This is a genomic window from Streptomyces sp. NPDC091412 (assembly GCF_044756885.1).
In the GTDB taxonomy this organism is placed as follows: Bacteria; Actinomycetota; Actinomycetes; order Streptomycetales; family Streptomycetaceae; genus Streptomyces.
Genome location: NZ_JBIVTV010000013.1, coordinates 187,345 through 212,896 on the forward strand (window position 1 = coordinate 187,345; position 25,552 = coordinate 212,896).

The window sequence follows — 25,552 nt, forward strand, 5'->3', positions numbered from 1 at the left end:
GGCTTGACAAGCCCCGCGGGACGCGGCGGGCGGGGCCCATTTGTTTTGACCACAGCGAATGAGGTAGGTACGCTCAGACCTTGTGCCTGGGGTGTGCCCTGGCTTTCGTGCGTGCCTTCAAACCGCACCGGGAGCTGCTGAACGGCCACCGTGATCTGCGCCTCTTTCTGCCTTGCGGTGGGAGTCAGCGGGATTCGACACACCCGACCGCGTGGGTCGGCGAAGTTCCAGGTTAGCTGTACCCATCGGCACACAGAAACCGGAGAAGTAGTGCCTACGATCCAGCAGCTGGTCCGCAAGGGCCGGCAGGACAAGGTCGAAAAGAACAAGACGCCCGCACTCGAGGGTTCGCCCCAGCGCCGCGGCGTCTGCACGCGTGTGTTCACGACCACTCCGAAGAAGCCGAACTCGGCCCTCCGTAAGGTCGCGCGTGTGCGTCTGACCAGCGGCATCGAGGTCACGGCTTACATTCCGGGTGAGGGACACAACCTGCAGGAGCACTCCATCGTGCTCGTGCGCGGCGGCCGTGTGAAGGACCTGCCGGGTGTTCGCTACAAGATCATCCGCGGTTCGCTCGACACCCAGGGTGTCAAGAACCGCAAGCAGGCTCGCAGCCGTTACGGCGCCAAGAAGGAGAAGTAAGAATGCCTCGTAAGGGCCCCGCCCCGAAGCGCCCGGTCATCATCGACCCGGTCTACGGCTCTCCTCTGGTGACCTCCCTGATCAACAAGGTGCTGCTGAACGGCAAGCGCTCCACCGCCGAGCGCATTGTCTACGGCGCCATGGAGGGCCTGCGCGAGAAGACCGGCAACGACCCGATCATCACGCTGAAGCGCGCTCTCGAGAACATCAAGCCGACCCTCGAGGTCAAGTCCCGCCGTGTCGGTGGTGCCACCTACCAGGTGCCGATCGAGGTCAAGCCCGGCCGCGCCAACACCCTGGCGCTGCGCTGGCTGGTCGGTTACTCCCGCGCCCGTCGCGAGAAGACCATGACCGAGCGTCTGCTCAACGAGCTCCTCGACGCCTCCAACGGCCTTGGTGCCGCTGTGAAGAAGCGCGAGGACACGCACAAGATGGCCGAGTCCAACAAGGCCTTCGCGCACTACCGCTGGTAGTCGCTACCCCATCGAGAACCGAGAGAAGACTGAAGCCTTATGGCTACCACTTCACTTGACCTGGCCCATGTCCGCAACATCGGGATCATGGCCCACATCGACGCGGGCAAGACGACCACCACCGAGCGGATCCTGTTCTACACCGGTGTGTCCTACAAGATCGGTGAGACCCACGAGGGTTCCGCCACGATGGACTGGATGGAGCAGGAGCAGGAGCGTGGCATCACGATCACCTCTGCTGCCACCACCTGTCACTGGCCGCTGGACAACGTCGACCACACGATCAACATCATCGACACGCCGGGTCACGTCGACTTCACCGTCGAGGTGGAGCGCTCCCTGCGCGTGCTCGACGGTGCCGTGACGGTGTTCGACGGCGTCGCCGGTGTCGAGCCCCAGTCCGAGACGGTGTGGCGTCAGGCGGACCGCTACGGCGTTCCGCGCATCTGCTTCGTGAACAAGCTCGACCGCACCGGTGCCGAGTTCCACCGCTGCGTCGACATGATCAAGGACCGCCTGGGCGCGCAGCCGCTGGTCATGCAGCTGCCGATCGGTGCCGAGGCCGACTTCAAGGGCGTTGTGGACCTGGTCCGCATGAAGGCGCTCGTGTGGTCCGCCGAGGCCGCGAAGGGCGAGATGTACGACGTCGTCGACATCCCGGCCACGCACACCGAGGCCGCCGAGGAGTGGCACGGCAAGCTGGTCGAGGCCGTCGCGGAGAACGACGAAGAGATCATGGAGCTGTACCTGGAGGGCAACGAGCCCACCGAGGAGCAGCTGCACACCGCGATCCGTCGTATCACCATCGCGTCCGGCAAGGCCACCGAGACCACGATCACCCCGGTGTTCTGTGGCACCGCGTTCAAGAACAAGGGCGTTCAGCCCCTGCTCGACGCGGTCGTGCGCTACCTCCCCACGCCGCTCGACGTCGAGGCCATCGAGGGCCACGCCGTGGGCAACGCGGAAGAGGTCATCAAGCGCAAGCCGTCCGAGGACGAGCCGCTGGCCGCGCTCGCGTTCAAGATCATGAGCGACCCGCACCTCGGCAAGCTCACCTTCGTCCGGGTCTACTCGGGCCGCCTGGAGTCCGGCACGCAGGTGCTGAACTCCGTCAAGGGCAAGAAGGAGCGCATCGGCAAGATCTACCGCATGCACGCCAACAAGCGTGAGGAGATCCCGTCGGTGGGCGCCGGCGACATCGTCGCCGTCATGGGTCTGAAGCAGACCACCACCGGTGAGACGCTGAGCGACGACAAGGCCCCGGTCATCCTGGAGTCCATGGACTTCCCGGCGCCGGTCATCCAGGTCGCCATCGAGCCCAAGTCGAAGGGCGACCAGGAGAAGCTGGGCGTCGCGATCCAGCGCCTGGCCGAGGAGGACCCGTCCTTCCAGGTCCACTCGGACGAGGAGACCGGCCAGACCATCATCGGTGGTATGGGCGAGCTGCACCTCGAGGTGCTGGTCGACCGTATGCGCCGTGAGTTCAAGGTCGAGGCCAACGTCGGCAAGCCGCAGGTCGCGTACCGCGAGACCATCCGCAAGGCGGTCGAGCGGCTCGACTACACGCACAAGAAGCAGACTGGTGGTACCGGCCAGTTCGCCAAGGTGCAGATCGCGATCGAGCCGATCGAGGGCGGCGACGCCTCGTACGAGTTCGTGAACAAGGTCACCGGTGGTCGCGTTCCGAAGGAGTACATCCCCTCGGTCGACGCCGGCGCCCAGGAAGCGATGCAGTTCGGCATCCTGGCCGGCTACGAGATGACGGGCGTCCGCGTCACGCTTCTCGACGGTGGCTACCACGAGGTCGACTCCTCCGAGCTCGCGTTCAAGATCGCCGGTTCGCAGGCCTTCAAGGAGGCCGCGCGCAAGGCCAGCCCCGTGCTGCTCGAGCCGATGATGGCCGTCGAGGTCACCACGCCCGAGGACTACATGGGCGAGGTCATCGGCGACATCAACTCCCGCCGTGGCCAGATCCAGGCCATGGAGGAGCGGGCGGGTGCCCGTGTCGTGAAGGGCCTCGTGCCCCTCTCGGAGATGTTCGGCTACGTCGGCGACCTCCGCAGCAAGACGTCGGGTCGCGCAAGCTACTCGATGCAGTTCGACTCCTACGCCGAGGTTCCGCGGAACGTCGCCGAGGAGATCATCGCGAAGGCCAAGGGCGAGTAACTCACCCGAGTTCCAGCCTTTAGTCTTGACTCCGGAGCCTCTCGGGGCATTCCACGGATTCGCGGCGATCAGCCGCACACCCGGAGGAATGCCCCGGAGATCCGGGCCATCCAGCAAAGATCACCTGGCGCCGATGAGTAAGGCGTACAGAACCACTCCACAGGAGGAACCCAGTGGCGAAGGCGAAGTTCGAGCGGACTAAGCCGCACGTCAACATCGGCACCATCGGTCACATCGACCACGGTAAGACGACCCTCACGGCCGCCATTACCAAGGTGCTGCACGACGCGTACCCGGAGCTGAACGAGGCCACCCCGTTCGACAACATCGACAAGGCGCCCGAAGAGCGCCAGCGTGGTATCACGATCTCCATCTCGCACGTCGAGTACCAGACCGAGGCGCGTCACTACGCCCACGTCGACTGCCCCGGTCACGCGGACTACATCAAGAACATGATCACCGGTGCCGCCCAGATGGACGGCGCGATCCTGGTGGTCGCCGCGACCGACGGCCCGATGCCGCAGACCAAGGAGCACGTGCTCCTGGCCCGCCAGGTCGGCGTGCCGTACATCGTCGTCGCGCTGAACAAGTCCGACATGGTGGACGACGAGGAGATCATGGAGCTCGTCGAGCTCGAGGTCCGCGAACTCCTCTCCGAGTACGAGTTCCCGGGCGACGACCTCCCGGTCGTCCGTGTCTCCGCTCTGAAGGCGCTCGAGGGCGACGAGAAGTGGGTCCAGTCCGTTCTGGACCTCATGAACGCCGTCGACACCGCCATTCCGGAGCCGGAGCGCGACGTCGACAAGCCGTTCCTGATGCCGATCGAGGACGTCTTCACCATCACCGGTCGCGGTACGGTCGTCACCGGCCGCATCGAGCGTGGTGTCCTCAAGGTCAACGAGACCGTCGACATCATCGGCATCAAGACGGAGAAGACCACCACCACGGTCACCGGCATCGAGATGTTCCGCAAGCTGCTCGACGAGGGCCAGGCCGGTGAGAACGTCGGTCTGCTGCTCCGCGGCATCAAGCGCGAGGACGTCGAGCGCGGCCAGGTCATCATCAAGCCGGGCTCGGTCACCCCGCACACCGAGTTCCAGGCCCAGGCCTACATCCTCTCCAAGGACGAGGGTGGCCGCCACACGCCGTTCTTCAACAACTACCGTCCGCAGTTCTACTTCCGCACGACGGACGTGACCGGCGTGGTGACCCTCCCCGAGGGCACCGAGATGGTCATGCCGGGTGACAACACCGAGATGAAGGTGGAGCTCATCCAGCCCGTCGCCATGGAAGAGGGCCTGAAGTTCGCCATCCGTGAGGGTGGCCGTACCGTGGGCGCCGGCCAGGTCACCAAGATCGTCAAGTAAGCTCACCGGCTTGCTGAAGGGTCTCCCGACCTGGTAGCTCCATCGCGAGCACCACAAGGGCCCGTACGACTCCCGTCGTACGGGCCCTTTCGCGTGTCCCGCCCCTTGTCGGGAGCGGATCGTCGGGTGCGCGGACCTGGACACGCTGAGCGTCTGGTTCGCGCGGGCGATCACGGCGACGTCGACGGCCGAGCTGTTCGTGTCGGTCGACTGCGGTTCCGAGGTCTGAGCCCGGCCGAAACTGCCGCCGCGCGCCCCGGGGCGGCCCGCCGAGGGCCCGTACGACGCCCGTCGTACGGGCCTTTTCGCGTTCCCGGCTGTTACGAAACTATTCGGCGTGCGCGACCCCTGGTTCCCCGCAGATCACTCCTCCAACATTTGTCATGCCACTGACCAAATTCAGGTGTGTGAGGGGTGTGCCATGTCTGCGCACGTCAGCCGAAGAGCCGTCCTGGGCGCGAGCCTCGCCGCGGTGCCGGTGCTGTCGTCGGGTGTTCTGGGCGCGTCGGGTTCCGCGTGGGCGGCCGGGGGCGAGGGCGGCGGTCCGCGGGTGACGGATCCGGGGGCGTACGTCTCCTTCGCGCCCCGTGAGCCGAGGCCGGGCTCGTTCTCCCTGGTGGGCGCCCCGATCGTGGTCAGCGCCGACGACCATCCCGGAGTCGTCCGGGCGGCGGGTGACCTGCGCGACGACATCCAGCGGGTCACGGGCGTACGACCCGGCCACACCATCGCCCGCAACGCCGTGCTGGTGGGGACGATCGGCCGCAGCCCGCTGATCGACGGCCTGGTGAAGTCGGGGAAGCTGGACGTCACCGGGGTGCGCGGCCGCTGGGAGACCTCGCTCCAGGCGGTCGTCGACCACCCGATGCCCGGCGTCGACCGCGCGCTCGTCATCGCGGGCAGCGACCCGCGCGGCACGATCTTCGGGGCGTACGACGTCTCCTACGGCATCGGGGTCTCGCCCTGGTACTGGTGGGACGACGTGCCCCCGGTGCGCCGCAACCGCGTCTGGATCCTGCCGGGCCGCCACACGCAGGGCACCCCGGTGGTGAAGTACCGCGGCGTCTTCATCAACGACGAGAACCCGGCCCTGGGCACCTGGGCGCCCGCGTACTTCGGTCCGGGCAAGGCCCCGGGGCAGCCCGGCGGCTTCAACGCCGACTTCTACGCCAAGGTCTTCGAGCTGCTGCTCCGTCTGAAGGGTAACTACCTCTGGCCGGCGGTGTGGGGGCGCGCCTTCGCGGAGGACGACCCGGAGAACCACAAGCGGGCGTCGGAGTACGGCATCGTCATGGGCACCTCGCACGAGGCGCCCATGATGCGCGGCATCGAGGAGTGGAACCGCCACGCGGGCGCGGGCAAGGACCCCTACGGCGGCAACGGCGAGTGGTCGTACGTCCGCAACGCCGAGGCGATCAAGGCGTACTGGCGGGACGGCATCCAGCGCATGGTGGACGAGGGCTTCGAGGGCGTCGTCACCCTGGGCATGCGCGGCAACGGCGACACCAGCCTGCCCGACGGCGACGGCATCGAGCTGATGCAGGAGATCATCGCCGAGCAGCGCCGCATCATCGAGGAGACCACCGGCCGGCCGGCCGCCGAGACCCCGCAGGTGTGGACCCTCTACAAGGAGGTGCAGCGCTACTGGGACCGCGGCCTGCGCGCCCCGGACGACGTCACGGTCGTCCTCACCGACGACAACTGGGGCAACATCCGCAAGCACCCCGACCCCGCGGCGGGCGCCCGCGCCGGCGGATACGGCCTCTACTACCACTTCGACTACGTCGGTGCCGGCCGCAACTACAAGTGGGTCGACACGGCGAACCTCACCAACCTCTGGGACCAGCTCCACCAGGCACACGCCTACGGCAACCACGGCCTGTGGGTCGCCAACGTGGGCGACCTGAAGGGCAACGAACTGCCCACGGAGTTCTTCCTCGACTACGCCTGGAACCCGGACAGTTGGCCGCAGGAGCGGCTGGGGGAGTGGGAACGCCGCTACGCCGCCCAGAACTTCGGCGAGGCGGACTCCGGGCCGATCGCGGAGGTCCTTGCGCAGTACGGCCGGCTCCAGGCGCGCCGCAAGCCAGAGCTGCTCAACCGCCGGATCACCCTCCGGGACGGCGAGGTCGTCTACGACGACCAGCAGACCCCGTACTACTTCGCCCACCGCGAGCTGGAGCGGGTCACCGACGAGTGGAAGGCCCTGGCCCGCAAGGCCGACCGCGTCGCCCGCAAGCTGCCCGCGCGGAGCCGGGACGCCTGGTTCGAACTGGTCGGCTACGAGGTGGAGGCGACCGCGAACCTCTACGGCCTGCGGCAGGCCGAGTTCACGAACCTCCTCTACGCCAGGCAGGGGCGGGCGGCGACCAACGACCTGGCGGCGCGGGCGGAAGCGGGTCTGGAGCGGGACGTCGCCCTCGCCGACCGCTTCAACCACGAGGTGGCCGACGGCAAGTGGAAGGGCTTCCAGACCCAGCCGCACATCGACTACGGGGACGTGGAACGCTACGGCCCCAACGCGGGCTGGCAGCAGCCCGAGATCGACAACGTGGCGATCCCGGACGTCCTCTTCCCCGCGGTCCGGCGGATCGAGGTGCCGCGCGCCGCCGGACTGGGCGTCTCGGTGGACGGAGCGGAGGACGCGGGGAGCTGGTGGCCGGGAGGGGCGACGACCGCGGCCCGGCTGCCCTCCTTCAGCCCGTACCAGACCCGCCCGCAGCAGTACGTGGAGCTCTTCAACCGCGGCCGCACGCCCTTCGAGTACCGGATCCAGTCCTCGGCCCCGTGGCTGCTGGTGGACCGCGCCCGGGGCCGGGTGGAGCAGCAGGTGCGGGTCGAGGTCCGGGTGGACTGGCGCCGGGTGCCCAGTGGCCGGGCGGAGGCGAAGCTGACGATCTCGGGCGCGGGCACGACGGTGACGGTCGCCTGCACGGCGGAGAACCCGTCGCCCCGTCTGGTGCAGGGCTTCGTGGAGGCGGGCGGCTATGTGGCGATCGACGCGGAGCACCACGACCGCGTGGTGGGGGAGTGGCGCCGCCTGGACGGCGCCGGCCGCACCACCTCGGGCATGACCCCCTGGCCGGTGACGGCACCGCGCCGCACCCCCGGCGCCCCGAACTCCCCGCGCCTGGAGTACGAGGTGACCCTCCTCTCCGCGGGAGAGGTGACGGTGTGGGCGGAGGTGTCCCCGAGGAACCCGGCCCTCCCGACCGGCGGCCTGCGCTACGGCATCTCCTTCGACGACGCCGTGCCGCAGACGGTGGACATCAACGCGGCCACGGGCGCGGACGACGGCACGATGAACATGGCGTGGGCCCGCAACACGTCCGACAACGTCAACCGCACCGCGACCAGGCACACGATCACCCGCGCCGGAACGCATCGCCTGAAGTTCTGGACGATCGACCCGACGACGGTCCTGCAACGGCTGCTGATCGACACGGGGGGCCTGCCGGAGACCTTTCTGGGGCCGCTGGAGAGCCGGCGGGTGTGGGGCGGCTCGTCGCCCCGGTCCGCGGTGCGACGGCCCAACCGGCCGGTGCGGGGGCATCCGTCCCCGCACCGGCCGGGGCCGAGGGGAGCACCGGCCGGTCGGTAAGCTCGCCGTGGTACACGACGGCGGGGGCTGGGGTGGGGATGAGAGCGGGCGGGGCGGAGCAGCGGCGGCAGGCGCGCAAGGAGCGCCGGGACCGGGTCGAGGAGCTCGCCGGGGGGATGACGGCGCCGGAGGTGCCGCTGGTGTGGGGTGCCGGGTGGCGCGGGAAGACGACGGCCGCGGTCATCTGTGTCCTGTTCGTCACGTTGTTCGAACATCCGGCCGGGGCGGGCCTGGCGCATCCGCGGCCGGGCGCCCTGATTCAGGCGCTGTGGACCTCGCTGGTCGTCAGCTTTCCGTGCTGCTGGTTCGCGCTGTGGCGTGTCACCGCGGACCGGGACGGCGTGCACGTCCGCCGTCTGTGGTCCACACGGCTCCTGCCGTGGTCGACGATCACCCGTGTGGAGATGCGGCGCGACGGACAGTTGGAGTTCTTCGGCCGGACGCCGGAGCTCATCGCCGGGCTCTTCGCGCCGTCCTGGCTGAGCCGTGTCGTCCGCTCCGACCGGGGCAGCCGGGCCGCGGACACGCTGAGTGCCATGGTCCTCCACGGCGATCTGCGTCCCACGGCCCGGGTCGAGCGAGGGCCGGCCGGCACCGGATTCGCCCCGTGGATCATCCTGCTGGGCGTCGTCCTGTACCTCGCAGTCGAGTTCTTGCCCCACTGGCGCCTGGTGTAGGCGTCCCGCGGGAACGGTCGTACCAGCCGATTTTTCGGAATCTTGATCTCACATCGTGGACTCAAGGTGCCGGGTTACTGGCCAGTGCAACGATCCAGGGGTAACACTGAAGGGTCGGCCGTTTCCCGGATGCCCATTCCCGGGTCGGCCGAGTTCCTGCGCGCGGCAACGGCGCCGAGCGTTCATCACCGGCTTCGAGCCGGTAGTAGCCGTGCCAGAAGGGGACCCTGTGACGACCCGACCCGACACCAAGACCCAGCTCGCCTCCCTGCTCGCCGAGATCGAGCGCCGCAATCCGGCCCAGCCCGAGTTCCACCAGGCCGCTCACGAGGTACTGGAGACACTGGCGCCGGTGATCGCGGCTAGGCCGGAGTACGCGGAGGCAGGGCTCGTGGAGCGGTTGTGCGAGCCGGAGCGGCAGATCATCTTCCGGGTGCCGTGGCAGGACGACCACTGCCGGGTGCACGTCAACCGTGGTTTTCGGGTGGAGTTCAACAGCGCGCTGGGCCCGTACAAGGGCGGTCTGCGCTTCCACCCGTCCGTCGATCTGGGCGTCATCAAGTTCCTCGGCTTCGAGCAGATCTTCAAGAACGCGCTGACCGGGCTCGGCATCGGCGGCGGCAAGGGCGGCAGCGACTTCGACCCGCACGGGCGGAGCGACGCGGAGGTCATGCGGTTCTGCCAGTCGTTCATGACGGAGCTGTACCGGCACATCGGGGAGCACACCGACGTGCCGGCGGGTGACATCGGCGTCGGCACCCGTGAGATCGGCTATCTGTTCGGCCAGTACCGGCGGATCACCAACCGCTGGGAGGCCGGTGTGCTCACCGGCAAGGGCGCGAACTGGGGCGGCTCGCTGATCCGCCCGGAGGCCACCGGGTACGGCAACGTGCTCTTCGCGGAGGCGATGCTGCGCGAGCGCGGCGAGGAGCTGGAGGGCCAGACGGCGGTCGTCTCCGGCTCCGGGAACGTCGCGATCTACACCATCGAGAAGCTGACCGCCCTCGGTGCGAACCCGCTGACCTGCTCGGATTCCAGCGGATACGTGGTCGACGACAAGGGCGTCGACGTGGAGCTGCTGAAGCAGATCAAGGAGGTCGAGCGCGGCAGGATCAGCGAGTACGCCGAGCGGCGGGGCACCTCCGCGCGGTTCGTGCCCGGCGGGCGGGTCTGGGAGGTCCCGGGCGACGTCGCGCTGCCGTCGGCGACGCAGAACGAGCTGGACGAGAAGGACGCGGAGACGCTCATCCGCAACGGGGTGAAGGCCGTGTCCGAGGGCGCGAACATGCCGGCGACGCCCGAGGCCGTGCACCTGTTCCAGCAGGCCGGGGTGGCGTTCGGCCCCGGCAAGGCGGCGAACGCGGGCGGGGTCGCGGTCAGCGCCCTGGAGATGGCGCAGAACCACTCCCGTACGGCGTGGACGGCCGCCCAGGTGGAGCGGGAGCTGGCGCTCATCATGAGCGACATCCACACCACCTGTCACGAGACCGCCGAGCGTTACGGCGCCCCCGGCGACTACGTGACCGGCGCGAACATCGCCGGCTTCGAGCGGGTGGCCGACGCGATGCTCGCCCAGGGCGTCATCTGACGGCCTTCCCCCGGCCCGCGATCGTCCGGTGCGCCGACGGACGACCGCGGGCGGCGGTGTGAACGCGGAGCCGCCGCGAGTGTGCCGGGGCCGGTTTCATCCGGACCCGGCGGTCAGCGGGTGGTCCCCGGTGTGCCCAGCAGTCGCTCGACGTCGAGTGCGCCGCCGGCCGCGGTGAACTCGCGGGCCACCTCGGCGCGCAGTTCGGGGTCGGCCAGGAAGTCCGCGGCGGTGCGGGCGAGGGCGGCGGCGCCGTCCAGCACCGTGCGGTCGGCCTCGGCACCCGCCGTGCACGCGGCGAAGTCCGCCGTGTGCAGGGCGGTTCCGGCCGGTGCCACCGACAGCATCGGGTGGATGGCCGGGATCCGCACGCTGACGTTGCCGAGGTCGGTGGAGCCGGACCCGGCGTCCGGCGCGGCGCTGCCGGGCAGGACGGTGCGGCCCCGCCCGGTGAGGTGCAGGGCGAAGTGGGCGGCCAGGGCCCCGTTGCTGCGCACCGGCATGCAGGGCGGGCAGTCGTCCCAGCGGACGGTGAGCTCGGTCCCGGTCGTTGTGGCGGCGCCCTCGAAGACCCGCTGGGCCCGTTCGGAGAGCTCCGCGAGCGCCGCCACGGTGCCGGCCCGCAGATAGAAGTGCGCGGCGGCCCGGTCGGGCACCACGTTGGGTCGGGTCCCGCCGTCTGTGATCACGCCGTGGATCCGGTCGGTGGGCAGGATGTGCTGCCGCAGCGCGGCGATCCCCTGGTACGCGGCGACCACCGCGTCCAGCGCGTTGACGCCCATGAACGGTGTGGCGGAGGCGTGCGCGGCGAGCCCCCGGTACTCCACGACGACCTCCCGCAGGCCCAGGTAGGGCGCGTCCGTCAGGTCGCCGCCGGCGAACGGGTGGATCATGACCGCGGCGTCCACGCCGTCGAACGCCCCGGCGCGGGCCATGGTCTCCTTGCCGGTGCCGTTCTCCTCCGCGGGGGTGCCCAGCAGCACCGCCGTGCCGCCGAGCGCGGGCATCACCCGGGCCAGCGCCAGGAAGGCGCCGACGCCGGACGCGCAGATGACGTTGTGGCCGCAGGCGTGCCCGATGCCCGGCAGGGCGTCGTACTCCGCCAGCACCGCCACGGTGGGGCCCTGCCCGGTGCCCGCGGTGGCGCGCAGCGCGGTGGGCAGGGCGTACACCCCGGTCTCGGCCTCGATGCCGTGCGACCGCAGCAGTCCGGCGACGCGCGCCACCGCGCGGTGCTCCTCGAAGCCGGGCTCCGGGTCCTGGTGCAGGGCGTGGCTCAGGGCGAGCAGGGCCTCCCGGTCCTCGGCGACGGCGGCGTCGATCCGGGCGTGCAGCTCCTGGCCGGCCCCGGTGTACGGGGACTCCCACGCTTTGGCCTGCTCGGCCGCGCGGGCGGCCTTGCGGGCCAGTTCCTCCAGGTGCGCGCGGCCCGCGGTGCTCGCCGCGGGGGCGACGGCTGTCGCTGACATCAGGCCTCCATCAGGGTGGGTGTGGCGGTGAGTTCGGCGCCCTCGGACTCCTCGGGCGTCCGGTGCAGCAGGACGCAGACCACGCTGACCACCGCCATGCCGAGGAAGAGCAGGGCCACCGGCGTCCAGTCGGTGCCGGAGGGGCCGGCCAGCCACTGGGCGAGGGCCGGGGTGGTGCCGCCGCCGACCAGCCCGGCGAGCTGGTAGCTGAGGGAGAGCCCGGTGTAGCGGATCCGGGGCGCGAACCATGTGGTGATCATGGTGCCGATGGTGGCGTAGGCCACGGTGCTGGCCAGCATGGCCAGACCCATGCCCGCCCAGAGGCCCGGGATGGTGCCGATGTCGGCGAGCCAGAACATCGGGAACGCCACCAGCAGGTGCGAGAGGAGTCCGATCAGGGTGACCCGGCGGACCCCGAACCGGTCCGCCAGCATCGCCGAGACCGGCGTGAAGACGATCACCACGAGCGAGCAGAAGATCCCGGCGGTGGAGACCTGCGCCTCGCTGAAGTGCAGGTGGTCGAGGGCGTAGACGGACATGAAGGTGACGATGACGTAGTAGCCGCCGACGGTGACCAGGAAGGCTCCGGAGGCCAGCAGCCAGGGGCGCCACGCGGTGCGGATCACGCCGACCAGCGGGATCTGCCGGGCGGACTCCTTCTCCTGATCGGCGCGCTGCTGCGCCTCGCCGAACTCCGGGGACTCCTCCAGCTGGCTGCGGATCAGCAGCCCGGTGATCACCAGCAGGCTGGAGAGGAGGAACGGGATTCGCCAGGTCCAGCTGATGAGCGCGTCATGGCCCGGCAGGGAGGCCAGCGCGAAGACGCCGGTGGCGAGGAAGAAGCCGACACCGTCGCCGATCTGCGGGAAGGAGCCGTACAGGGCCCGGCGCCTGGGTGGTGCGCTCTCGACCGCGTACAGGACGGCGCCGCCCCACTCGCCGCCGACCGCCAGCGACTGCAGGATGCGGACGACCAGCAGCAGCGCGGGGGCGAGGGCGCCGGCGGAGGCGTAGCCGGGGAGCAGGCCGATGAGGAAGGTGGAGACGCCCATCAGCAGCAGGGAGCCGATCAGTGCCTTCTTGCGCCCGTAGCGGTCGCCGATGTGGCCGAAGAGGACCGCGCCGAGCGGCCGTCCGAGGGAGCCGACGGCCAGGGTGGCGAACGAGCTGAGCACGGCCAGTGCGTGGTTCATCTCGGGGAAGAACAGCTTGGGGAAGACCAGGGCCGCCGCCGTGCTGTAGATGCCGAAGTCGTACCACTCCACGCTGGTGCCGATGAGGGTGGCGGTGGCGATCCGCAACGGGCTGCGACGCTTGCTGGGACCGTCGGTCCCGGGTGGTCTGCGGAGGGCTGTGCTCATGGACCGGCTCCTTTGCGAGAGGGGGGCGGCCCGTCCGACGTGGGGAGGGGGTACGAGCGACGCCCGGCTGGGTGGGAGGGTGCACCCGCCAATGGGTCCGTCCGAACCCATAGCCCGGGACGCTATTGTCGCCGCCAAGGGGTGTCAATAGGGTCTGAGTCGATTCCATTTCTTTGAACGGGCATTTACCCGAGGACGGAGTTGGCGCGATGGCCAAGGAGACCAGGGCGGGGCAGCCGGTGCTCGCCGAGCAGACCCAGCGGCCTCCGTCCTGGGAGGTGGTCACCGACATCCTGCGCAAGCGCATCGCGCTCGGCGGCTTCGAGCCCGGCAGCAGGATGCCCACCGAACGCGACCTCGCCACCGCCCTCGGCGTGGGGCGCAACACCGTGCGCCAGGCCGTGCGGCAGCTTGCCGAAGAGGGTCTGGTGGTCACCACCCACGGACGCTCCGGTGGCACCAGAGTACGACCCGCCGCGTCGTCCGCCGCGGTCCAGGAGCGGGCGGCCGTCGCCGCGGACTTCCGCGCGACCATCCGTGACTACATGGAGTACCGGCAGACGATCGAGCCGGCCGCGGCCTCGTTCGCCGCGCTGCGCGGCTCCACCGCCGACCGCCGCGCGCTGGTGCGGATGCTCGACGAGGAGGTCGCCGACCTCGGGGCCTACCACCGGGTCGACTCGCGCTTCCATCTGGCCATCGCCGCCGCCGGGGGCAACGAGGTGCTGTGCGAGGCGGTCGAGCGGGCCCGCACGGAGATGTTCGTCCGGGCCAATTCGCTGTGGCTGGACTCGGACTGGTCCGTGGTCTACCGGGGCGGCCAGGACCTGGCCCAGGTCTTCCGGGACGAGCACCGTGCCATCGCGCTGGCGGTCCTGGCCGGGGACGCCGAGGCGGCCGAGGCCCGTATGCGCGAGCATCTGGCGGACTCCCGCGACCAGTTCCTGGCCCTCCTGACGCACTACGAGGAGGGCGACGGCTGACCGCACGGCCGACTGGGCGGACAACCGAGCGCGTGTTGACCCGGAGTACGGTGCGGGCTTAGCTTCAGTAATGGATCCGATGGGATCCATTACTGTTGGCGTTCCCTCGGAGGCACCGTGCACAGCCATGACGAAGCGCTCACCAAGGTGGTCATCGGCCACGTCCAGCACCGCCTGGCCCTCGACCCGGTGCCGCTGGGCAGACTCGGCGACGCCGCGGAACTCGAGACCGCCCTCAAGGAGGCCATCGGCAGCGGCCCCGTGGCCGCCGACGATGTGCTGCGCCTGTACGCCGAGCACATCGAGCCCACCGTGGTCTCCTGCGACAGCCCGCGCTTCCTCTCCTTCATCCCCGGCGCCCCCACCAAGGCCGCCGCCCTGTTCGACATGGTGCTGTCGGCCTCCTCCCTGCACGGCGTGTCCTGGCTGGAGGCCTCGGGCGCCATCGCCGCCGAGAACCAGGTGCTCAGGCTGCTCGCCGACCTCGCCGGCCTGCCCGCCCAGGCGGGCGGCTGCTTCGTGAGCGGCGGCTCGGCGGGCAACCTCTCCGGCCTCGTCGCCGCCCGCGACACCGCCCGCACCGCCGCCGGCGACCCGGTGGCCCGCCCCCGGATCGCGGTCAGCTCCCAGGCGCACTCCTCGATCGGCAACACCCTGCGCATCATCGGCGTGGAGGCCCTGGTCGTCCCGGTCGACGACCACCGCCTCACCGGAGAGGCCGTGCGTGCCGCTCTCGCCGCCGACCCGTCCCCCGAGGACGTCATCGCCGTCGTCGCCACGGCCGGCACCACCAACGCCGGCATCATCGACGACCTCACCGGTATCGCCGAGGTCGCCCGTGAGTACGGCCTCTGGTTCCACATCGACGCGGCCTACGGCGGCGGCGCGCTGTTCTCCCAGGAGCTCCGCGAGAAGTTCGCCGGCATCGAGCACGCCGACTCCCTGGTCGTCGACCCGCACAAGTGGATGTACGCGCCCTTCGACTGCGGCGCCCTCCTCTACAGAGACCCCGCCCTGGCCCGCGCCGTGCACACCCAGGACGCCTCCTACCTGGACTGCATCCACACCGACGCCCCGCAGGAGTGGAACCCCAGCGACTACGCCTACCACCTCACCCGGCGCCCCCGCGGCCTGCCGCTGTGGTTCTCCCTGGCCGTCAACGGCACCGACGCCTACCGTGACGCCGTCGACGCGACCCGCCGCATCGCCCTGGAGTCGGCCGGCCTGATACGCGCCGCCGACGGCCTCGAACTGATCCGCGACCCCGAGCTCTCCGTCGTCCTGTTCCGCCGCACCGGCTGGACCCAGGACGACTACTACGCCTGGTCGAAGGAGCTGCTGGAACGTCAGATCGCCTTCGTGACGCCCACCGTCTGGGAAGGCGAGACGGTGGCCCGCTTCGCCTTCCTCCACCCCGGCATCACCCTCGACGCGGTCCGCGAGATCCTCGCCACCACGACCGGCTCCGCCAACTGACGACGACGGCAGACCGGGCCCCCTGCCGGCCCGGCCCGAGGCGGTCGGAGGCAGGCGGCTTCCTCCGCCCCGAAGGCGTACCCCCAGGCCCGGCTCAGGAACGCACCGCCTGCATGGCCTCGTCCAGGACGGTGCTCGGCTCCCGCAGGGCTTCCCCGGCCACGGCCGGGTCCTCGTGCTCCGGATTGACGTACACCGTGGAGAGCCGACGCCTCAACGGTGCGTCCCGCCGAGCGCCGTGGCCAGGCGGGACAGCAGCTTGGCGTAGACGGTGACCGCCGCCGCGACGATCGTCGGGACGACGGCCAGGGCCAGGAAGCCGAGGAGGGCCGGCCACTGGCGCAGTTCGCTGCGGCAGACGGAGCTGTTCGGCTGGAAGGGGGCGAGCAGCGGCCCCTCGCAGCGCGGGTCGCTGGTGGAGTCCCAGGGGGAGGCGTCGGGGCCGTACGAGGAGACCATCAGGACCACGAGGACGCCCCACATCGCCAGCGCGACCATCACCCAGGCGATCGACCACTTCTCCATGCGCTCGGCGTCCCGGAGCACCCCCTCGGCCCCGCCGCCCTTCGGCGTCCCGCCGGTACCTGCCGGCTCCCCGGTGCCCTTCACGTCGGCTGCCGTCACCCTGTCCCCCTCGTGTCGGTGTGCGTGTGTTCCGTCGCCGCCCGGCCCCAGCCCGGTGATCACCGACCACGCCGCCGGGCGGCCGCTGGTTTGACCTGCGTCACCTGCGGGGTAATATCCCCGGCTCGATTGGCCAGGCCCCCGCCCACTGTGGCAGACTGTCCGAGTTGCTCGGTCGAGCGTTGATGCCGCGCGCCTCCCGCCGGGAGGACTGGAAGCGAGTCCCACGGTACTCGTCGCCCTAACTGCCTCATGGCAGCGCTGGGGCGGACGTACGGGAATCTTCCGGGAAGCGTGGGTGCGACATCGGCCAGGCACCCGGTGGGCCTTCGCCCCCGGCTCGCGGTACCGGTAGGGCCGTGTGCAATCCCGAAGGATGTTCGAACAAGGGGCATCCATGTCAGCGGGAGCGCGACACACCCGACCGCGTGGGTCGGAGAAGGTCGAGGGGACATCGGGTTCCGGAGCGTATAAAGAGACAGGACTACGGAGTAGCCATGGCGGGACAGAAGATCCGCATCCGGCTCAAGGCCTACGACCACGAGGTCATCGATTCGTCGGCGAAGAAGATCGTCGAGACGGTGACCCGTACTGGTGCGTCGGTCGCGGGCCCGGTGCCGCTGCCCACTGAGAAGAACGTGTACTGCGTCATCAAGTCGCCGCACAAGTACAAGGACTCGCGCGAGCACTTCGAGATGCGCACGCACAAGCGCCTGATCGACATCCTCGACCCGACCCCCAAGACCGTTGACTCTCTGATGCGACTCGACCTCCCGGCCGGTGTCGACATCGAGATCAAGCTCTGAGGCCGGTGATCTGAGAGATGACCAAGCAGATCAAGGGAATCCTGGGCGAGAAGCTCGGCATGACGCAGGTCTGGGACGAGAACAACCGTGTCGTCCCGGTGACCGTCGTCAAGGCCGGCCCCAACGTCGTCACCCAGGTTCGTACGAACGACGTCGACGGCTACGAGTCGGTCCAGATCGCCTTCGGCGAGATCGACCCGCGCAAGGTGAACAAGCCCCTCAAGGGCCACTTCGCGAAGGCCGACGTCACCCCCCGTCGCCACCTCGTCGAGATCCGCACCGCGGACGCCGCCGAGTACACCCTCGGCCAGCAGATCACCGCTGAGGTGTTCGAGGCCGGCGTGAAGGTCGACGTCACCGGCAAGAGCAAGGGCAAGGGCTTCGCCGGCGTCATGAAGCGCCACAACTTCCGTGGCCTCGGCGCCGGGCACGGCACCCAGCGCAAGCACCGCTCGCCCGGTTCCATCGGCGGCTGCGCCACGCCGGGTCGTGTGTTCAAGGGCCTCCGCATGGCGGGTCGCATGGGCAACGAGCGGGTCACCACCCAGAACCTGACCGTCCACGCCGTTGACGCGGAGAAGGGTCTGCTGCTCATCAAGGGCGCGGTTCCCGGTCCGAACGGCGGCCTCGTCCTGGTCCGCACCGCGGCCAAGGGGGCCTGAGGTAACCGATGAGCACTGTTGACATCCTTTCGCCGGCGGGCGAGAAGGCCGGTACCGTCGAGCTCCCCGCGGAGATCTTCGGCGTTGAGAAGGTCAGCGTCCCGCTGATCCACCAGGTCGTCGTCGCGCAGCTGGCCGCGGCCCGTCAGGGCACGCACAAGACCAAGACCCGTGGCGAGGTCCGCGGCGGTGGCAAGAAGCCGTACCGCCAGAAGGGCACCGGTCGCGCCCGTCAGGGTTCGACCCGCGCGCCGCAGTTCGCCGGTGGTGGCGTCGTCCACGGCCCGCAGCCGCGTGACTACTCCCAGCGGACCCCGAAGAAGATGAAGGCCGCGGCCCTGCGCCACGCCCTCACCGACCGGGCCCGCCACAACCGCATCCACGTCGTCTCCGGCGTGGTCGAGGGTGAGACCGCCTCCACCAAGGCCGCCCGGACGCTGTTCGGCAAGATCTCGGAGCGCAAGAACCTGCTCCTGGTCGTCGACCGCGCCGACGAGGCCGCGTGGCTGTCTGCCCGCAACCTGCCCCAGGTCCACATCCTGGAGCCGGGCCAGCTGAACACGTACGACGTTCTCGTCTCGGACGACGTGGTCTTCACCAAGGCCGCTTTCGAGTCCTTCGTCGCCGGCCCGCAGGCCAACGACACCGAAGGGAGCGAGGTCTGATGGCCATCCGTCACCCCGCTATCGCCTCGAAGGCCGCCAAGGCCGCCAAGGCCGCGCGCGTCGCCAAGGCGCGTCGCCACGCCACCGAGGGCAAGAACACCGTCGAGACCCCGCTGAGCAAGTCGTACACGGACCTCCGTGACGTCCTGCTGAAGCCGGTCGTCTCGGAGAAGAGCTACGCGCTCCTCGACGAGAACAAGTACACGTTCATCGTCGACCCGAACGCCAACAAGACCCAGATCAAGCAGGCCGTCCAGGCGGTCTTCGACGTCAAGGTCACCGGGGTCAACACGATCAACCGCCAGGGCAAGCGCAAGCGGACCAAGACCGGCTTCGGTCAGCGTGCCGCCACCAAGCGAGCGATCGTGACCCTCGCCGAGGGCGACCGTATCGACATCTTCGGCGGTCCGACCGCCTGAGGGCGGTCCGGATCGTCCGATATCGGACGAGGACTGAGAAATGGGAATCCGCAAGTACAAGCCGACTACGCCGGGCCGTCGTGGCGCCAGCGTCGCCGACTTCGTCGAGGTCACGCGGTCCACGCCGGAGAAGTCGCTGGTCCGTCCTCTGCACAGCAAGGGCGGCCGTAACAATTCCGGTCGTGTGACCGTTCGCCACCAGGGTGGCGGACACAAGCGCGCCTACCGCGTGATCGACTTCCGTCGTCACGACAAGGACGGCGTGCCGGCGAAGGTCGCGCACATCGAGTACGACCCCAACCGCACCGCGCGCATCGCGCTGCTGCACTACGCCGACGGCGAGAAGCGCTACATCCTCGCGCCGCGCGGCCTGTCGCAGGGCGACCGCGTCGAGAACGGCCCCGCGGCCGACATCAAGCCGGGCAACAACCTGGCGCTCCGCAACATCCCGGTCGGTACCACGATCCACGCGATCGAGCTCCGTCCCGGTGGCGGTGCCAAGTTCGCCCGCTCCGCCGGTGCCTCCGTGCAGCTGCTCGCGAAGGAGGGCTCGATGGCCCACCTCCGCATGCCCTCCGGTGAGATCCGCCTGGTCGACCAGCGCTGCCGCGCCACGGTCGGCGAGGTCGGCAACGCCGAGCAGAGCAACATCAACTGGGGCAAGGCCGGCCGCAAGCGGTGGCTGGGCGTCCGCCCGTCCGTCCGTGGTGTGGTCATGAACCCGGTGGACCACCCGCACGGTGGTGGTGAGGGCCGGACCTCCGGTGGCCGCCACCCGGTGTCCCCGTGGGGCAAGAAGGAAGGCCGTACTCGTTCGCCCAAGAAGGCGTCGAACAAGTACATCGTCCGCCGCCGCAAGACGAACAAGAAGCGCTAAGGACGGGTTGAGATGCCTCGTAGCCTGAAGAAGGGGCCCTTCGTCGACGACCACCTGATCAAGAAGGTGGACGCCCAGAACGAAGCCGGCACCAAGAACGTCATCAAGACCTGGTCCCGCCGCTCGATGATCATCCCGGCCATGCTGGGGCACACGCTGGCGGTGCACAACGGCAAGACCCACATCCCGGTGTTCGTCACCGAGTCGATGGTCGGCCACAAGCTCGGCGAGTTCTCGCCGACGCGCACCTTCCGGGGTCACGTCAAGGATGACCGGAAGTCGAAGCGCCGCTAAAGCGGATCGCATTCAGACACGTAAGTAACTGAAGGGACAACCATGGAAGCCAGGGCCCAGGCGCGGTACATCCGCGTCACGCCCATGAAGGCCCGCCGCGTGGTGGACCTCATCCGTGGCATGGACGCCACGGAGGCCCAGGCCGTCCTGCGATTCGCTCCGCAGGCTGCCTCGGTTCCGGTTGGCAAGGTGCTCGACAGCGCCATCGCCAACGCCGCGCACAACTACGACCACTCCGACGCCGACTCGCTGTTCATCTCCGAGGCGTACGTCGACGAGGGCCCGACCCTGAAGCGGTTCCGTCCGCGTGCCCAGGGCCGTGCCTACCGGATCCGCAAGCGGACCAGCCACATCACCGTGGTCGTCAGCAGCAAGGAAGGAACCCGGTAATGGGCCAGAAGGTAAACCCGCATGGGTTCCGGCTCGGTGTCACGACCGACTTCAAGTCGCGTTGGTACGCCGACAAGCTGTACAAGGACTACGTCAAGGAAGACGTCGCCATCCGTCGGATGATGACGTCCGGCATGGAGCGCGCCGGCATCTCCAAGGTGGAGATCGAGCGCACCCGTGACCGTGTCCGCGTGGACATCCACACCGCGCGTCCGGGCATCGTCATCGGCCGCCGTGGCGCCGAGGCCGACCGCATCCGCGGCGACCTCGAGAAGCTCACGGGCAAGCAGGTCCAGCTGAACATCCTCGAGGTCAAGAACCCCGAGACGGACGCTCAGCTGGTGGCCCAGGCCGTTGCCGAGCAGCTCTCCTCCCGCGTCTCCTTCCGCCGTGCCATGCGCAAGAGCATGCAGTCGGCGATGAAGGCCGGCGCCAAGGGCATCAAGATCCAGTGCGGTGGCCGCCTCGGCGGCGCCGAGATGTCCCGCTCGGAGTTCTACCGCGAGGGCCGTGTGCCCCTGCACACGCTCCGCGCGAACGTGGACTACGGCTTCTTCGAGGCCAAGACGACCTTCGGCCGCATCGGTGTGAAGGTCTGGATCTACAAGGGCGACGTCAAGAACATCGCCGAGGTCCGCGCCGAGAACGCCGCCGCCCGTGCGGGCAACCGCCCGGCCCGTGGTGGCGCCGACCGCCCGGCCCGTGGTGGCCGCGGTGGCGAGCGGCGCGGTCGCAAGCCGCAGCAGCAGTCGGCTCCGGCCGCCGAGGCCCCCAAGGCCGACGCTCCGGCCGCTGCCGCTCCGGCTGAGAGCACCGGAACGGAGGCCTGACCGAAATGCTGATCCCCCGTAGGGTCAAGCACCGCAAGCAGCACCACCCGAAGCGCAACGGTATGTCCAAGGGTGGAACGCAGGTTGCGTTCGGCGAGTACGGCATCCAGGCGCTGACCCCGGCCTACGTGACGAACCGCCAGATCGAGGCGGCTCGTATCGCGATGACCCGCCACATCAAGCGTGGCGGCAAGGTCTGGATCAACATCTACCCGGACCGTCCGCTGACCAAGAAGCCCGCCGAGACCCGCATGGGTTCCGGTAAGGGTTCGCCGGAGTGGTGGATCGCGAACGTCAAGCCCGGCCGGGTGATGTTCGAGCTGTCCTACCCGAACGAGAAGATCGCCCGTGAGGCGCTGACCCGTGCGGCCCACAAGCTGCCGATGAAGTGCCGGATCGTCAAGCGCGAGGCAGGTGAAGCGTGATGTCGGTCGGTACCAAGACGTCCGAGCTGCGCGAGCTGGGCAACGAGGAGCTTCTGGGCAAGCTCCGCGAGGCCAAGGAAGAGCTGTTCAACCTCCGTTTCCAGGCGGCGACCGGGCAGCTCGAGAACCACGGCCGTCTCAAGGCGGTCCGCAAGGACATCGCGCGGATCTACACCCTGATGCGCGAGCGTGAGCTGGGCATCGAAACGGTGGAGAACGCCTGATGAGCGAGAAGAACGTGACTGAGAACGCAGAGGCGCGCGGCTTCCGCAAGACCCGTGAGGGTCTCGTCGTCAGCGACAAGATGGACAAGACCGTCGTCGTCGCCGTCGAGGACCGTGTCAAGCACGCGCTGTACGGCAAGGTCATCCGCCGTACCGAGAAGCTCAAGGCGCACGACGAGCAGAACGCCGCGGGTATCGGCGACCGCGTCCTCCTGATGGAGACCCGGCCGCTGTCCGCGACGAAGCGCTGGCGCGTCGTCGAGATCCTCGAGAAGGCGAAGTAAGAAGCGGGGGCACCGCCCCCGCTGACCCCCGCTGGGGGCTCCGCCCCCGGGCACCGGCCCGGAACCGGCGAAGTCCCCGGCGCGGGTTTCCGCCTCCAGAGGTACAAGTAATTTCCTGCGGGAGCTACCCGCAGGACGGTTCCGCCAGGCTCGGCGAGGTCCGCAAGTCACTTACGGACCTCGCCGGGAACCGGCAGACAATCAGGAGATAGACGTGATCCAGCAGGAGTCGCGACTGCGTGTCGCCGACAACACTGGTGCGAAGGAGATCCTTTGCATCCGTGTGCTCGGTGGCTCCGGTCGCCGCTACGCGGGCATCGGTGACGTCATCGTCGCCACCGTCAAGGACGCGATCCCCGGTGGCAACGTGAAGAAGGGTGACGTCGTCAAGGCGGTCATCGTTCGCACCGTCAAGGAGCGCCGTCGTCCGGACGGCTCGTACATCCGCTTCGACGAGAACGCCGCCGTCATTCTGAAGAACGACGGCGACCCTCGTGGCACCCGTATCTTCGGCCCGGTCGGCCGTGAGCTGCGCGAGAAGAAGTTCATGAAGATCATCTCGCTCGCGCCGGAGGTGCTGTAAGCATGAAGATCAAGAAGGGCGACCTGGTCCAGGTCATCACCGGTAAGGACAAGGGCAAGCAGGGCAAGGTCATCGCGGCCTACCCCCGCGAGGACCGGGTCCTGGTCGAGGGTGTCAACCGGGTCAAGAAGCACACCAAGGCCGGCCCGACCGCTCGCGGTTCGCAGGCCGGCGGCATCGTGACCACCGAGGCCCCGATCCACGTGAGCAACGTTCAGCTCGTCGTGGAGAAGGACGGCCAGAAGGTCGTCACGCGTGTCGGTTACCGCTTCGACGACGAAGGCAACAAGATCCGCGTTGCCAAGCGGACGGGTGAGGACATCTGATGGCTACCACCACCACTCCGCGTCTGAAGCAGAAGTACCGCGAGGAGATCGCGGGCAAGATGCGTGACGAGTTCAAGTACGAGAACGTCATGCAGATTCCCGGTCTCGTCAAGATCGTGGTCAACATGGGTGTCGGCGACGCCGCCCGTGACTCGAAGCTGATCGAGGGCGCCATCCGCGACCTCACCACGATCACCGGCCAGAAGCCGCAGGTCACCAAGGCCCGCAAGTCCATCGCGCAGTTCAAGCTGCGTGAGGGCCAGCCGATCGGTGCTCACGTCACGCTCCGTGGCGACCGCATGTGGGAGTTCCTGGACCGCACCCTGTCGCTCGCGCTGCCGCGCATCCGCGACTTCCGTGGCCTGTCTCCCAAGCAGTTCGACGGCCGTGGCAACTACACCTTCGGTCTCACGGAGCAGGTCATGTTCCACGAGATCGACCAGGACAAGATCGACCGTACCCGGGGCATGGACATCACCGTGGTCACCACGGCGACCAACGACGCTGAGGGCCGTGCGCTCCTTCGTCACCTCGGCTTCCCGTTCAAGGAGGCGTGAGCGAGATGGCGAAGAAGGCTCTGATTGCCAAGGCTGCTCGCAAGCCCAAGTTCGGTGTGCGTGGCTACACCCGCTGCCAGCGCTGCGGCCGTCCGCACTCCGTGTACCGCAAGTTCGGCCTGTGCCGTGTGTGCCTTCGTGAGATGGCTCACCGTGGCGAGCTGCCGGGCGTGACCAAGAGCTCCTGGTAACAACCCACTTGGGTTGAACCAGGACTCTCGGTAAGCAACTGGGGTCGGCAGGAGGCCCACCTCACATGCCGTAGGCTTGTGGGGTTGGGCGCCTGCCGTGCCCTTACGACTTACTACGCCGTAGGTCCACCGCGCCGCACCCGTCCCGTCTCGGATCGGGGAGAGGGATGGCGCACCAGGAAACCCCGGCGAGAGAGGCCGAAGGCCAATTCATGACCATGACTGATCCGATCGCAGACATGCTTACGCGTCTGCGGAACGCGAACTCGGCATACCACGACAGCGTGTCGATGCCGCACTCGAAGATCAAGTCGCACATCGCGGAGATCCTCCAGCAGGAGGGCTTCATCACGGGCTGGAAGGTCGAGGACGCCGAGGTCGGCAAGAACCTCGTCCTGGAGCTGAAGTTCGGCCCCAACCGTGAGCGCTCCATCGCGGGCATCAAGCGGATCTCCAAGCCCGGTCTCCGGGTGTACGCGAAGTCCACCAACCTGCCGAAGGTGCTCGGCGGCCTCGGCGTGGCGATCATCTCCACGTCCCACGGGCTCCTCACCGACAAGCAGGCCGGCAAGAAGGGCGTGGGTGGGGAAGTCCTCGCCTACGTCTGGTAGCGGAAGGGAACGGAGGAAACAGCTATGTCGCGCATCGGCAAGCTCCCCATCGCGGTTCCCGCCGGCGTGGACGTCACCATCGACGGCCGTACGGTCGCGGTCAAGGGCCCCAAGGGCACGCTGACCCACACCGTCGTGGCGCCGATCGAGATCGCCAAGGGCGAGGACGGCACCCTGCAGGTGACCCGCCCCAACGACGAGCGTCAGAACAAGGCCCTGCACGGCCTGTCCCGCACGCTGGTGGCGAACATGATCACCGGCGTGACCCAGGGTTACGTGAAGAAGCTCGAGATCAGCGGTGTCGGTTACCGCGTGACGGCCAAGGGTTCGAACCTGGAGTTCGCGCTCGGCTACAGCCACCCGATCACCATCGAGGCGCCCGAGGGCATCACCTTCAAGGTGGAGACCCCGACCCGCTTCCAGGTCGAGGGCATCGACAAGCAGAAGGTCGGCGAGGTTGCGGCCAACATCCGCAAGCTGCGCAAGCCCGACCCGTACAAGGCCAAGGGCGTCAAGTACGAGGGCGAAGTCATCCGCCGCAAGGTCGGAAAGGCGGGTAAGTAAGCCATGGCATACGGGCAGAAGATCCTCAAGGGCGACGCCTACAAGCGCGCCGCGATCAAGCGCCGTCACATCCGGATCCGCAAGCGGATCTCCGGTACGGCGGAGCGTCCCCGTCTGGTCGTGACCCGCTCGAACCGCCACATCGTGGCGCAGGTGATCGACGACCTCAAGGGCCACACCCTGGCGTCGGCGTCCACGCTGGACACGTCGGTCCGCGGTGGCGAGGGCGACAAGTCGGCGCAGGCCAAGCAGGTCGGCGCCCTGGTCGCCGAGCGTGCCAAGGCCGCCGGTGTCGAGGCTGTCGTGTTCGACCGTGGTGGCAACCAGTACGCCGGGCGCATCGCCGCCCTGGCGGACGCCGCCCGCGAAGCCGGCCTGAAGTTCTGAGCCGGTTCCGAGCTAGCGGAAACAGAGAGA

At 68.9% G+C, this 25,552-nt stretch carries 31 protein-coding genes; 27 read left to right on the forward strand and 4 right to left on the reverse strand.

What is annotated here, in order from left to right; genetic code table 11:
* The first annotated feature begins 270 nt into the window (after positions 1-270).
* The 7 genes from rpsL (at position 271) to gdhA (ending at position 10,514) form a co-directional block, all read left to right on the forward strand.
* Positions 271-642, forward strand: a complete 372-nt coding sequence (gene rpsL / locus ACIQMV_RS27520; RefSeq protein ID WP_003948652.1) for a 30S ribosomal protein S12 — start codon at positions 271-273, stop codon at positions 640-642.
* 2 nt (positions 643-644) lie between these two features.
* Entirely contained in the window at positions 645-1,115 is a 471-nt protein-coding gene (gene rpsG, locus ACIQMV_RS27525; protein ID WP_003992340.1) for a 30S ribosomal protein S7, read from the forward strand.
* Between the two features lie 39 nt (positions 1,116-1,154).
* Positions 1,155-3,281 carry an elongation factor G gene (gene fusA, locus ACIQMV_RS27530; RefSeq protein WP_141359387.1) on the forward strand — a complete coding sequence of 709 codons (2,127 nt, stop codon included), beginning with the start codon at positions 1,155-1,157 and terminating at the stop codon, positions 3,279-3,281.
* A gap of 173 nt (positions 3,282-3,454) precedes the next feature.
* On the forward strand, positions 3,455-4,648 hold the full coding sequence (gene tuf, locus ACIQMV_RS27535) for an elongation factor Tu (protein ID WP_141359386.1): 1,194 nt from the start codon (positions 3,455-3,457) through the stop codon (positions 4,646-4,648).
* A 421-nt stretch (positions 4,649-5,069) separates the two neighbouring features.
* Positions 5,070-8,249, forward strand: coding sequence for a glycosyl hydrolase 115 family protein (locus ACIQMV_RS27540; RefSeq protein ID WP_402596104.1), 3,180 nt, complete (start codon positions 5,070-5,072; stop codon positions 8,247-8,249).
* A 38-nt stretch (positions 8,250-8,287) separates the two neighbouring features.
* On the forward strand, positions 8,288-8,926 hold the full coding sequence (locus ACIQMV_RS27545; protein ID WP_402596105.1) for a PH domain-containing protein: 639 nt from the start codon (positions 8,288-8,290) through the stop codon (positions 8,924-8,926).
* Positions 8,927-9,155: 229 nt separating this feature from the next.
* The gene (gdhA, locus tag ACIQMV_RS27550) at positions 9,156-10,514 is read left to right on the forward strand and encodes an NADP-specific glutamate dehydrogenase (protein WP_401775637.1); all 1,359 of its coding nucleotides are present in this window, start codon (positions 9,156-9,158) and stop codon (positions 10,512-10,514) included.
* Positions 10,515-10,627: 113 nt separating this feature from the next.
* On the opposite strand, the gene ACIQMV_RS27555 is transcribed toward gdhA, so the two are convergent.
* Together ACIQMV_RS27555 and ACIQMV_RS27560 are read right to left on the reverse strand one after the other, a co-directional pair.
* Complete coding sequence (locus ACIQMV_RS27555) at positions 10,628-11,983, reverse strand: M20 family metallopeptidase (protein ID WP_402596106.1); 1,356 nt, start codon at positions 11,981-11,983, stop codon at positions 10,628-10,630.
* Complete coding sequence (locus ACIQMV_RS27560) at positions 11,983-13,344, reverse strand: MFS transporter (protein WP_402596107.1); 1,362 nt, start codon at positions 13,342-13,344, stop codon at positions 11,983-11,985. The genes ACIQMV_RS27555 and ACIQMV_RS27560 overlap by 1 nt, the downstream gene beginning before the upstream one ends.
* 209 nt (positions 13,345-13,553) lie before the next feature.
* Between ACIQMV_RS27560 and ACIQMV_RS27565 the strand changes: the two genes are divergently transcribed.
* Both ACIQMV_RS27565 and ACIQMV_RS27570 read left to right on the forward strand, forming a co-directional pair.
* The gene (locus tag ACIQMV_RS27565; protein WP_141359380.1) at positions 13,554-14,327 is read left to right on the forward strand and encodes a FadR/GntR family transcriptional regulator; all 774 of its coding nucleotides are present in this window, start codon (positions 13,554-13,556) and stop codon (positions 14,325-14,327) included.
* A 117-nt stretch (positions 14,328-14,444) separates the two neighbouring features.
* A complete protein-coding gene (locus tag ACIQMV_RS27570) occupies positions 14,445-15,803 on the forward strand; it encodes a pyridoxal phosphate-dependent decarboxylase family protein (protein ID WP_402596108.1) in 1,359 nt (452 codons plus the stop codon).
* 94 nt (positions 15,804-15,897) lie between these two features.
* Here the strand turns inward: ACIQMV_RS27570 and ACIQMV_RS27575 are convergent, their stop codons facing one another.
* Together ACIQMV_RS27575 and ACIQMV_RS27580 are read right to left on the reverse strand one after the other, a co-directional pair.
* Entirely contained in the window at positions 15,898-16,020 is a 123-nt protein-coding gene (locus tag ACIQMV_RS27575; protein ID WP_402596109.1) for a hypothetical protein, read from the reverse strand.
* Positions 16,017-16,427 carry a hypothetical protein gene (locus tag ACIQMV_RS27580; protein ID WP_402596110.1) on the reverse strand — a complete coding sequence of 137 codons (411 nt, stop codon included), beginning with the start codon at positions 16,425-16,427 and terminating at the stop codon, positions 16,017-16,019. Before ACIQMV_RS27580 ends, ACIQMV_RS27575 begins: the two co-directional genes overlap by 4 nt.
* A 497-nt stretch (positions 16,428-16,924) precedes the next feature.
* Between ACIQMV_RS27580 and rpsJ the strand changes: the two genes are divergently transcribed.
* The 18 genes from rpsJ to rplR all read left to right on the forward strand — a co-directional run bounded on the left by rpsJ (position 16,925) and on the right by rplR (position 25,522).
* A complete protein-coding gene (rpsJ, locus tag ACIQMV_RS27585; RefSeq protein WP_003948644.1) occupies positions 16,925-17,233 on the forward strand; it encodes a 30S ribosomal protein S10 in 309 nt (102 codons plus the stop codon).
* 17 nt (positions 17,234-17,250) lie between these two features.
* Positions 17,251-17,895: a 50S ribosomal protein L3 gene (rplC, locus tag ACIQMV_RS27590; RefSeq protein WP_100569740.1), complete on the forward strand. Its 645-nt coding sequence runs from the start codon at positions 17,251-17,253 to the stop codon at positions 17,893-17,895.
* Between the two features lie 8 nt (positions 17,896-17,903).
* On the forward strand, positions 17,904-18,560 hold the full coding sequence (gene rplD / locus ACIQMV_RS27595) for a 50S ribosomal protein L4 (protein WP_225077992.1): 657 nt from the start codon (positions 17,904-17,906) through the stop codon (positions 18,558-18,560).
* The gene (gene rplW / locus ACIQMV_RS27600; RefSeq protein ID WP_141359376.1) at positions 18,560-18,979 is read left to right on the forward strand and encodes a 50S ribosomal protein L23; all 420 of its coding nucleotides are present in this window, start codon (positions 18,560-18,562) and stop codon (positions 18,977-18,979) included. The genes rplD and rplW overlap by 1 nt, the downstream gene beginning before the upstream one ends.
* Before the next feature lie 40 nt (positions 18,980-19,019).
* Complete coding sequence (gene rplB / locus ACIQMV_RS27605) at positions 19,020-19,856, forward strand: 50S ribosomal protein L2 (RefSeq protein WP_141359375.1); 837 nt, start codon at positions 19,020-19,022, stop codon at positions 19,854-19,856.
* A gap of 12 nt (positions 19,857-19,868) precedes the next feature.
* Positions 19,869-20,150 carry a 30S ribosomal protein S19 gene (gene rpsS, locus ACIQMV_RS27610; protein ID WP_018543910.1) on the forward strand — a complete coding sequence of 94 codons (282 nt, stop codon included), beginning with the start codon at positions 19,869-19,871 and terminating at the stop codon, positions 20,148-20,150.
* Positions 20,151-20,192: 42 nt separating this feature from the next.
* On the forward strand, positions 20,193-20,540 hold the full coding sequence (rplV, locus tag ACIQMV_RS27615; protein WP_217787114.1) for a 50S ribosomal protein L22: 348 nt from the start codon (positions 20,193-20,195) through the stop codon (positions 20,538-20,540).
* Positions 20,540-21,370, forward strand: coding sequence for a 30S ribosomal protein S3 (rpsC, locus tag ACIQMV_RS27620; protein ID WP_100569745.1), 831 nt, complete (start codon positions 20,540-20,542; stop codon positions 21,368-21,370). Before rplV ends, rpsC begins: the two co-directional genes overlap by 1 nt.
* 5 nt (positions 21,371-21,375) lie before the next feature.
* On the forward strand, positions 21,376-21,795 hold the full coding sequence (rplP, locus tag ACIQMV_RS27625; RefSeq protein ID WP_009190136.1) for a 50S ribosomal protein L16: 420 nt from the start codon (positions 21,376-21,378) through the stop codon (positions 21,793-21,795).
* A complete protein-coding gene (gene rpmC, locus ACIQMV_RS27630) occupies positions 21,795-22,019 on the forward strand; it encodes a 50S ribosomal protein L29 (RefSeq protein WP_402596111.1) in 225 nt (74 codons plus the stop codon). Before rplP ends, rpmC begins: the two co-directional genes overlap by 1 nt.
* Positions 22,019-22,303: a 30S ribosomal protein S17 gene (rpsQ, locus tag ACIQMV_RS27635; protein ID WP_141359372.1), complete on the forward strand. Its 285-nt coding sequence runs from the start codon at positions 22,019-22,021 to the stop codon at positions 22,301-22,303. The genes rpmC and rpsQ overlap by 1 nt, the downstream gene beginning before the upstream one ends.
* Positions 22,304-22,517: 214 nt before the next feature.
* Positions 22,518-22,886, forward strand: coding sequence for a 50S ribosomal protein L14 (gene rplN / locus ACIQMV_RS27640; RefSeq protein ID WP_003998823.1), 369 nt, complete (start codon positions 22,518-22,520; stop codon positions 22,884-22,886).
* A 2-nt stretch (positions 22,887-22,888) separates the two neighbouring features.
* Positions 22,889-23,212 carry a 50S ribosomal protein L24 gene (rplX, locus tag ACIQMV_RS27645; RefSeq protein ID WP_069779212.1) on the forward strand — a complete coding sequence of 108 codons (324 nt, stop codon included), beginning with the start codon at positions 22,889-22,891 and terminating at the stop codon, positions 23,210-23,212.
* Positions 23,212-23,769, forward strand: a complete 558-nt coding sequence (gene rplE / locus ACIQMV_RS27650) for a 50S ribosomal protein L5 (RefSeq protein WP_116148543.1) — start codon at positions 23,212-23,214, stop codon at positions 23,767-23,769. Before rplX ends, rplE begins: the two co-directional genes overlap by 1 nt.
* A 5-nt stretch (positions 23,770-23,774) precedes the next feature.
* Positions 23,775-23,960, forward strand: coding sequence for a type Z 30S ribosomal protein S14 (locus ACIQMV_RS27655; protein ID WP_003948630.1), 186 nt, complete (start codon positions 23,775-23,777; stop codon positions 23,958-23,960).
* Between the two features lie 212 nt (positions 23,961-24,172).
* On the forward strand, positions 24,173-24,571 hold the full coding sequence (gene rpsH / locus ACIQMV_RS27660) for a 30S ribosomal protein S8 (RefSeq protein WP_014674378.1): 399 nt from the start codon (positions 24,173-24,175) through the stop codon (positions 24,569-24,571).
* 24 nt (positions 24,572-24,595) lie between these two features.
* Entirely contained in the window at positions 24,596-25,135 is a 540-nt protein-coding gene (rplF, locus tag ACIQMV_RS27665) for a 50S ribosomal protein L6 (RefSeq protein WP_141359371.1), read from the forward strand.
* 3 nt (positions 25,136-25,138) lie between these two features.
* Positions 25,139-25,522 (forward strand): 50S ribosomal protein L18, encoded by a 384-nt coding sequence (gene rplR, locus ACIQMV_RS27670; protein WP_059127182.1) that lies wholly within the window; start codon positions 25,139-25,141, stop codon positions 25,520-25,522.
* Positions 25,523-25,552: the final 30 nt, after the last annotated feature.

Coding starts and splice junctions, on each gene's coding strand:
- rplP (WP_009190136.1), top strand. CDS start 21,376: ATGCTGATCCCCCGTAGGGTCAAGCACCGCAAGCAGCACCACCCGAAG.
- rpsS (WP_018543910.1), top strand. CDS start 19,869: ATGCCTCGTAGCCTGAAGAAGGGGCCCTTCGTCGACGACCACCTGATC.
- fusA (WP_141359387.1), top strand. CDS start 1,155: ATGGCTACCACTTCACTTGACCTGGCCCATGTCCGCAACATCGGGATC.
- rplE (WP_116148543.1), top strand. CDS start 23,212: ATGGCTACCACCACCACTCCGCGTCTGAAGCAGAAGTACCGCGAGGAG.
- ACIQMV_RS27655 (WP_003948630.1), top strand. CDS start 23,775: ATGGCGAAGAAGGCTCTGATTGCCAAGGCTGCTCGCAAGCCCAAGTTC.
- rplB (WP_141359375.1), top strand. CDS start 19,020: ATGGGAATCCGCAAGTACAAGCCGACTACGCCGGGCCGTCGTGGCGCC.
- rpsH (WP_014674378.1), top strand. CDS start 24,173: ATGACCATGACTGATCCGATCGCAGACATGCTTACGCGTCTGCGGAAC.
- rplC (WP_100569740.1), top strand. CDS start 17,251: ATGACCAAGCAGATCAAGGGAATCCTGGGCGAGAAGCTCGGCATGACG.
- rplW (WP_141359376.1), top strand. CDS start 18,560: ATGGCCATCCGTCACCCCGCTATCGCCTCGAAGGCCGCCAAGGCCGCC.
- rplR (WP_059127182.1), top strand. CDS start 25,139: ATGGCATACGGGCAGAAGATCCTCAAGGGCGACGCCTACAAGCGCGCC.
- rpmC (WP_402596111.1), top strand. CDS start 21,795: ATGTCGGTCGGTACCAAGACGTCCGAGCTGCGCGAGCTGGGCAACGAG.
- rplV (WP_217787114.1), top strand. CDS start 20,193: ATGGAAGCCAGGGCCCAGGCGCGGTACATCCGCGTCACGCCCATGAAG.
- ACIQMV_RS27545 (WP_402596105.1), top strand. CDS start 8,288: ATGAGAGCGGGCGGGGCGGAGCAGCGGCGGCAGGCGCGCAAGGAGCGC.
- ACIQMV_RS27560 (WP_402596107.1), bottom strand. CDS start 13,344: ATGAGCACAGCCCTCCGCAGACCACCCGGGACCGACGGTCCCAGCAAG.
- ACIQMV_RS27540 (WP_402596104.1), top strand. CDS start 5,070: ATGTCTGCGCACGTCAGCCGAAGAGCCGTCCTGGGCGCGAGCCTCGCC.
- rpsC (WP_100569745.1), top strand. CDS start 20,540: ATGGGCCAGAAGGTAAACCCGCATGGGTTCCGGCTCGGTGTCACGACC.
- rpsJ (WP_003948644.1), top strand. CDS start 16,925: ATGGCGGGACAGAAGATCCGCATCCGGCTCAAGGCCTACGACCACGAG.
- rpsQ (WP_141359372.1), top strand. CDS start 22,019: ATGAGCGAGAAGAACGTGACTGAGAACGCAGAGGCGCGCGGCTTCCGC.
- ACIQMV_RS27565 (WP_141359380.1), top strand. CDS start 13,554: ATGGCCAAGGAGACCAGGGCGGGGCAGCCGGTGCTCGCCGAGCAGACC.
- rplX (WP_069779212.1), top strand. CDS start 22,889: ATGAAGATCAAGAAGGGCGACCTGGTCCAGGTCATCACCGGTAAGGAC.
- rpsG (WP_003992340.1), top strand. CDS start 645: ATGCCTCGTAAGGGCCCCGCCCCGAAGCGCCCGGTCATCATCGACCCG.
- ACIQMV_RS27555 (WP_402596106.1), bottom strand. CDS start 11,983: ATGTCAGCGACAGCCGTCGCCCCCGCGGCGAGCACCGCGGGCCGCGCG.
- rplF (WP_141359371.1), top strand. CDS start 24,596: ATGTCGCGCATCGGCAAGCTCCCCATCGCGGTTCCCGCCGGCGTGGAC.
- rplD (WP_225077992.1), top strand. CDS start 17,904: ATGAGCACTGTTGACATCCTTTCGCCGGCGGGCGAGAAGGCCGGTACC.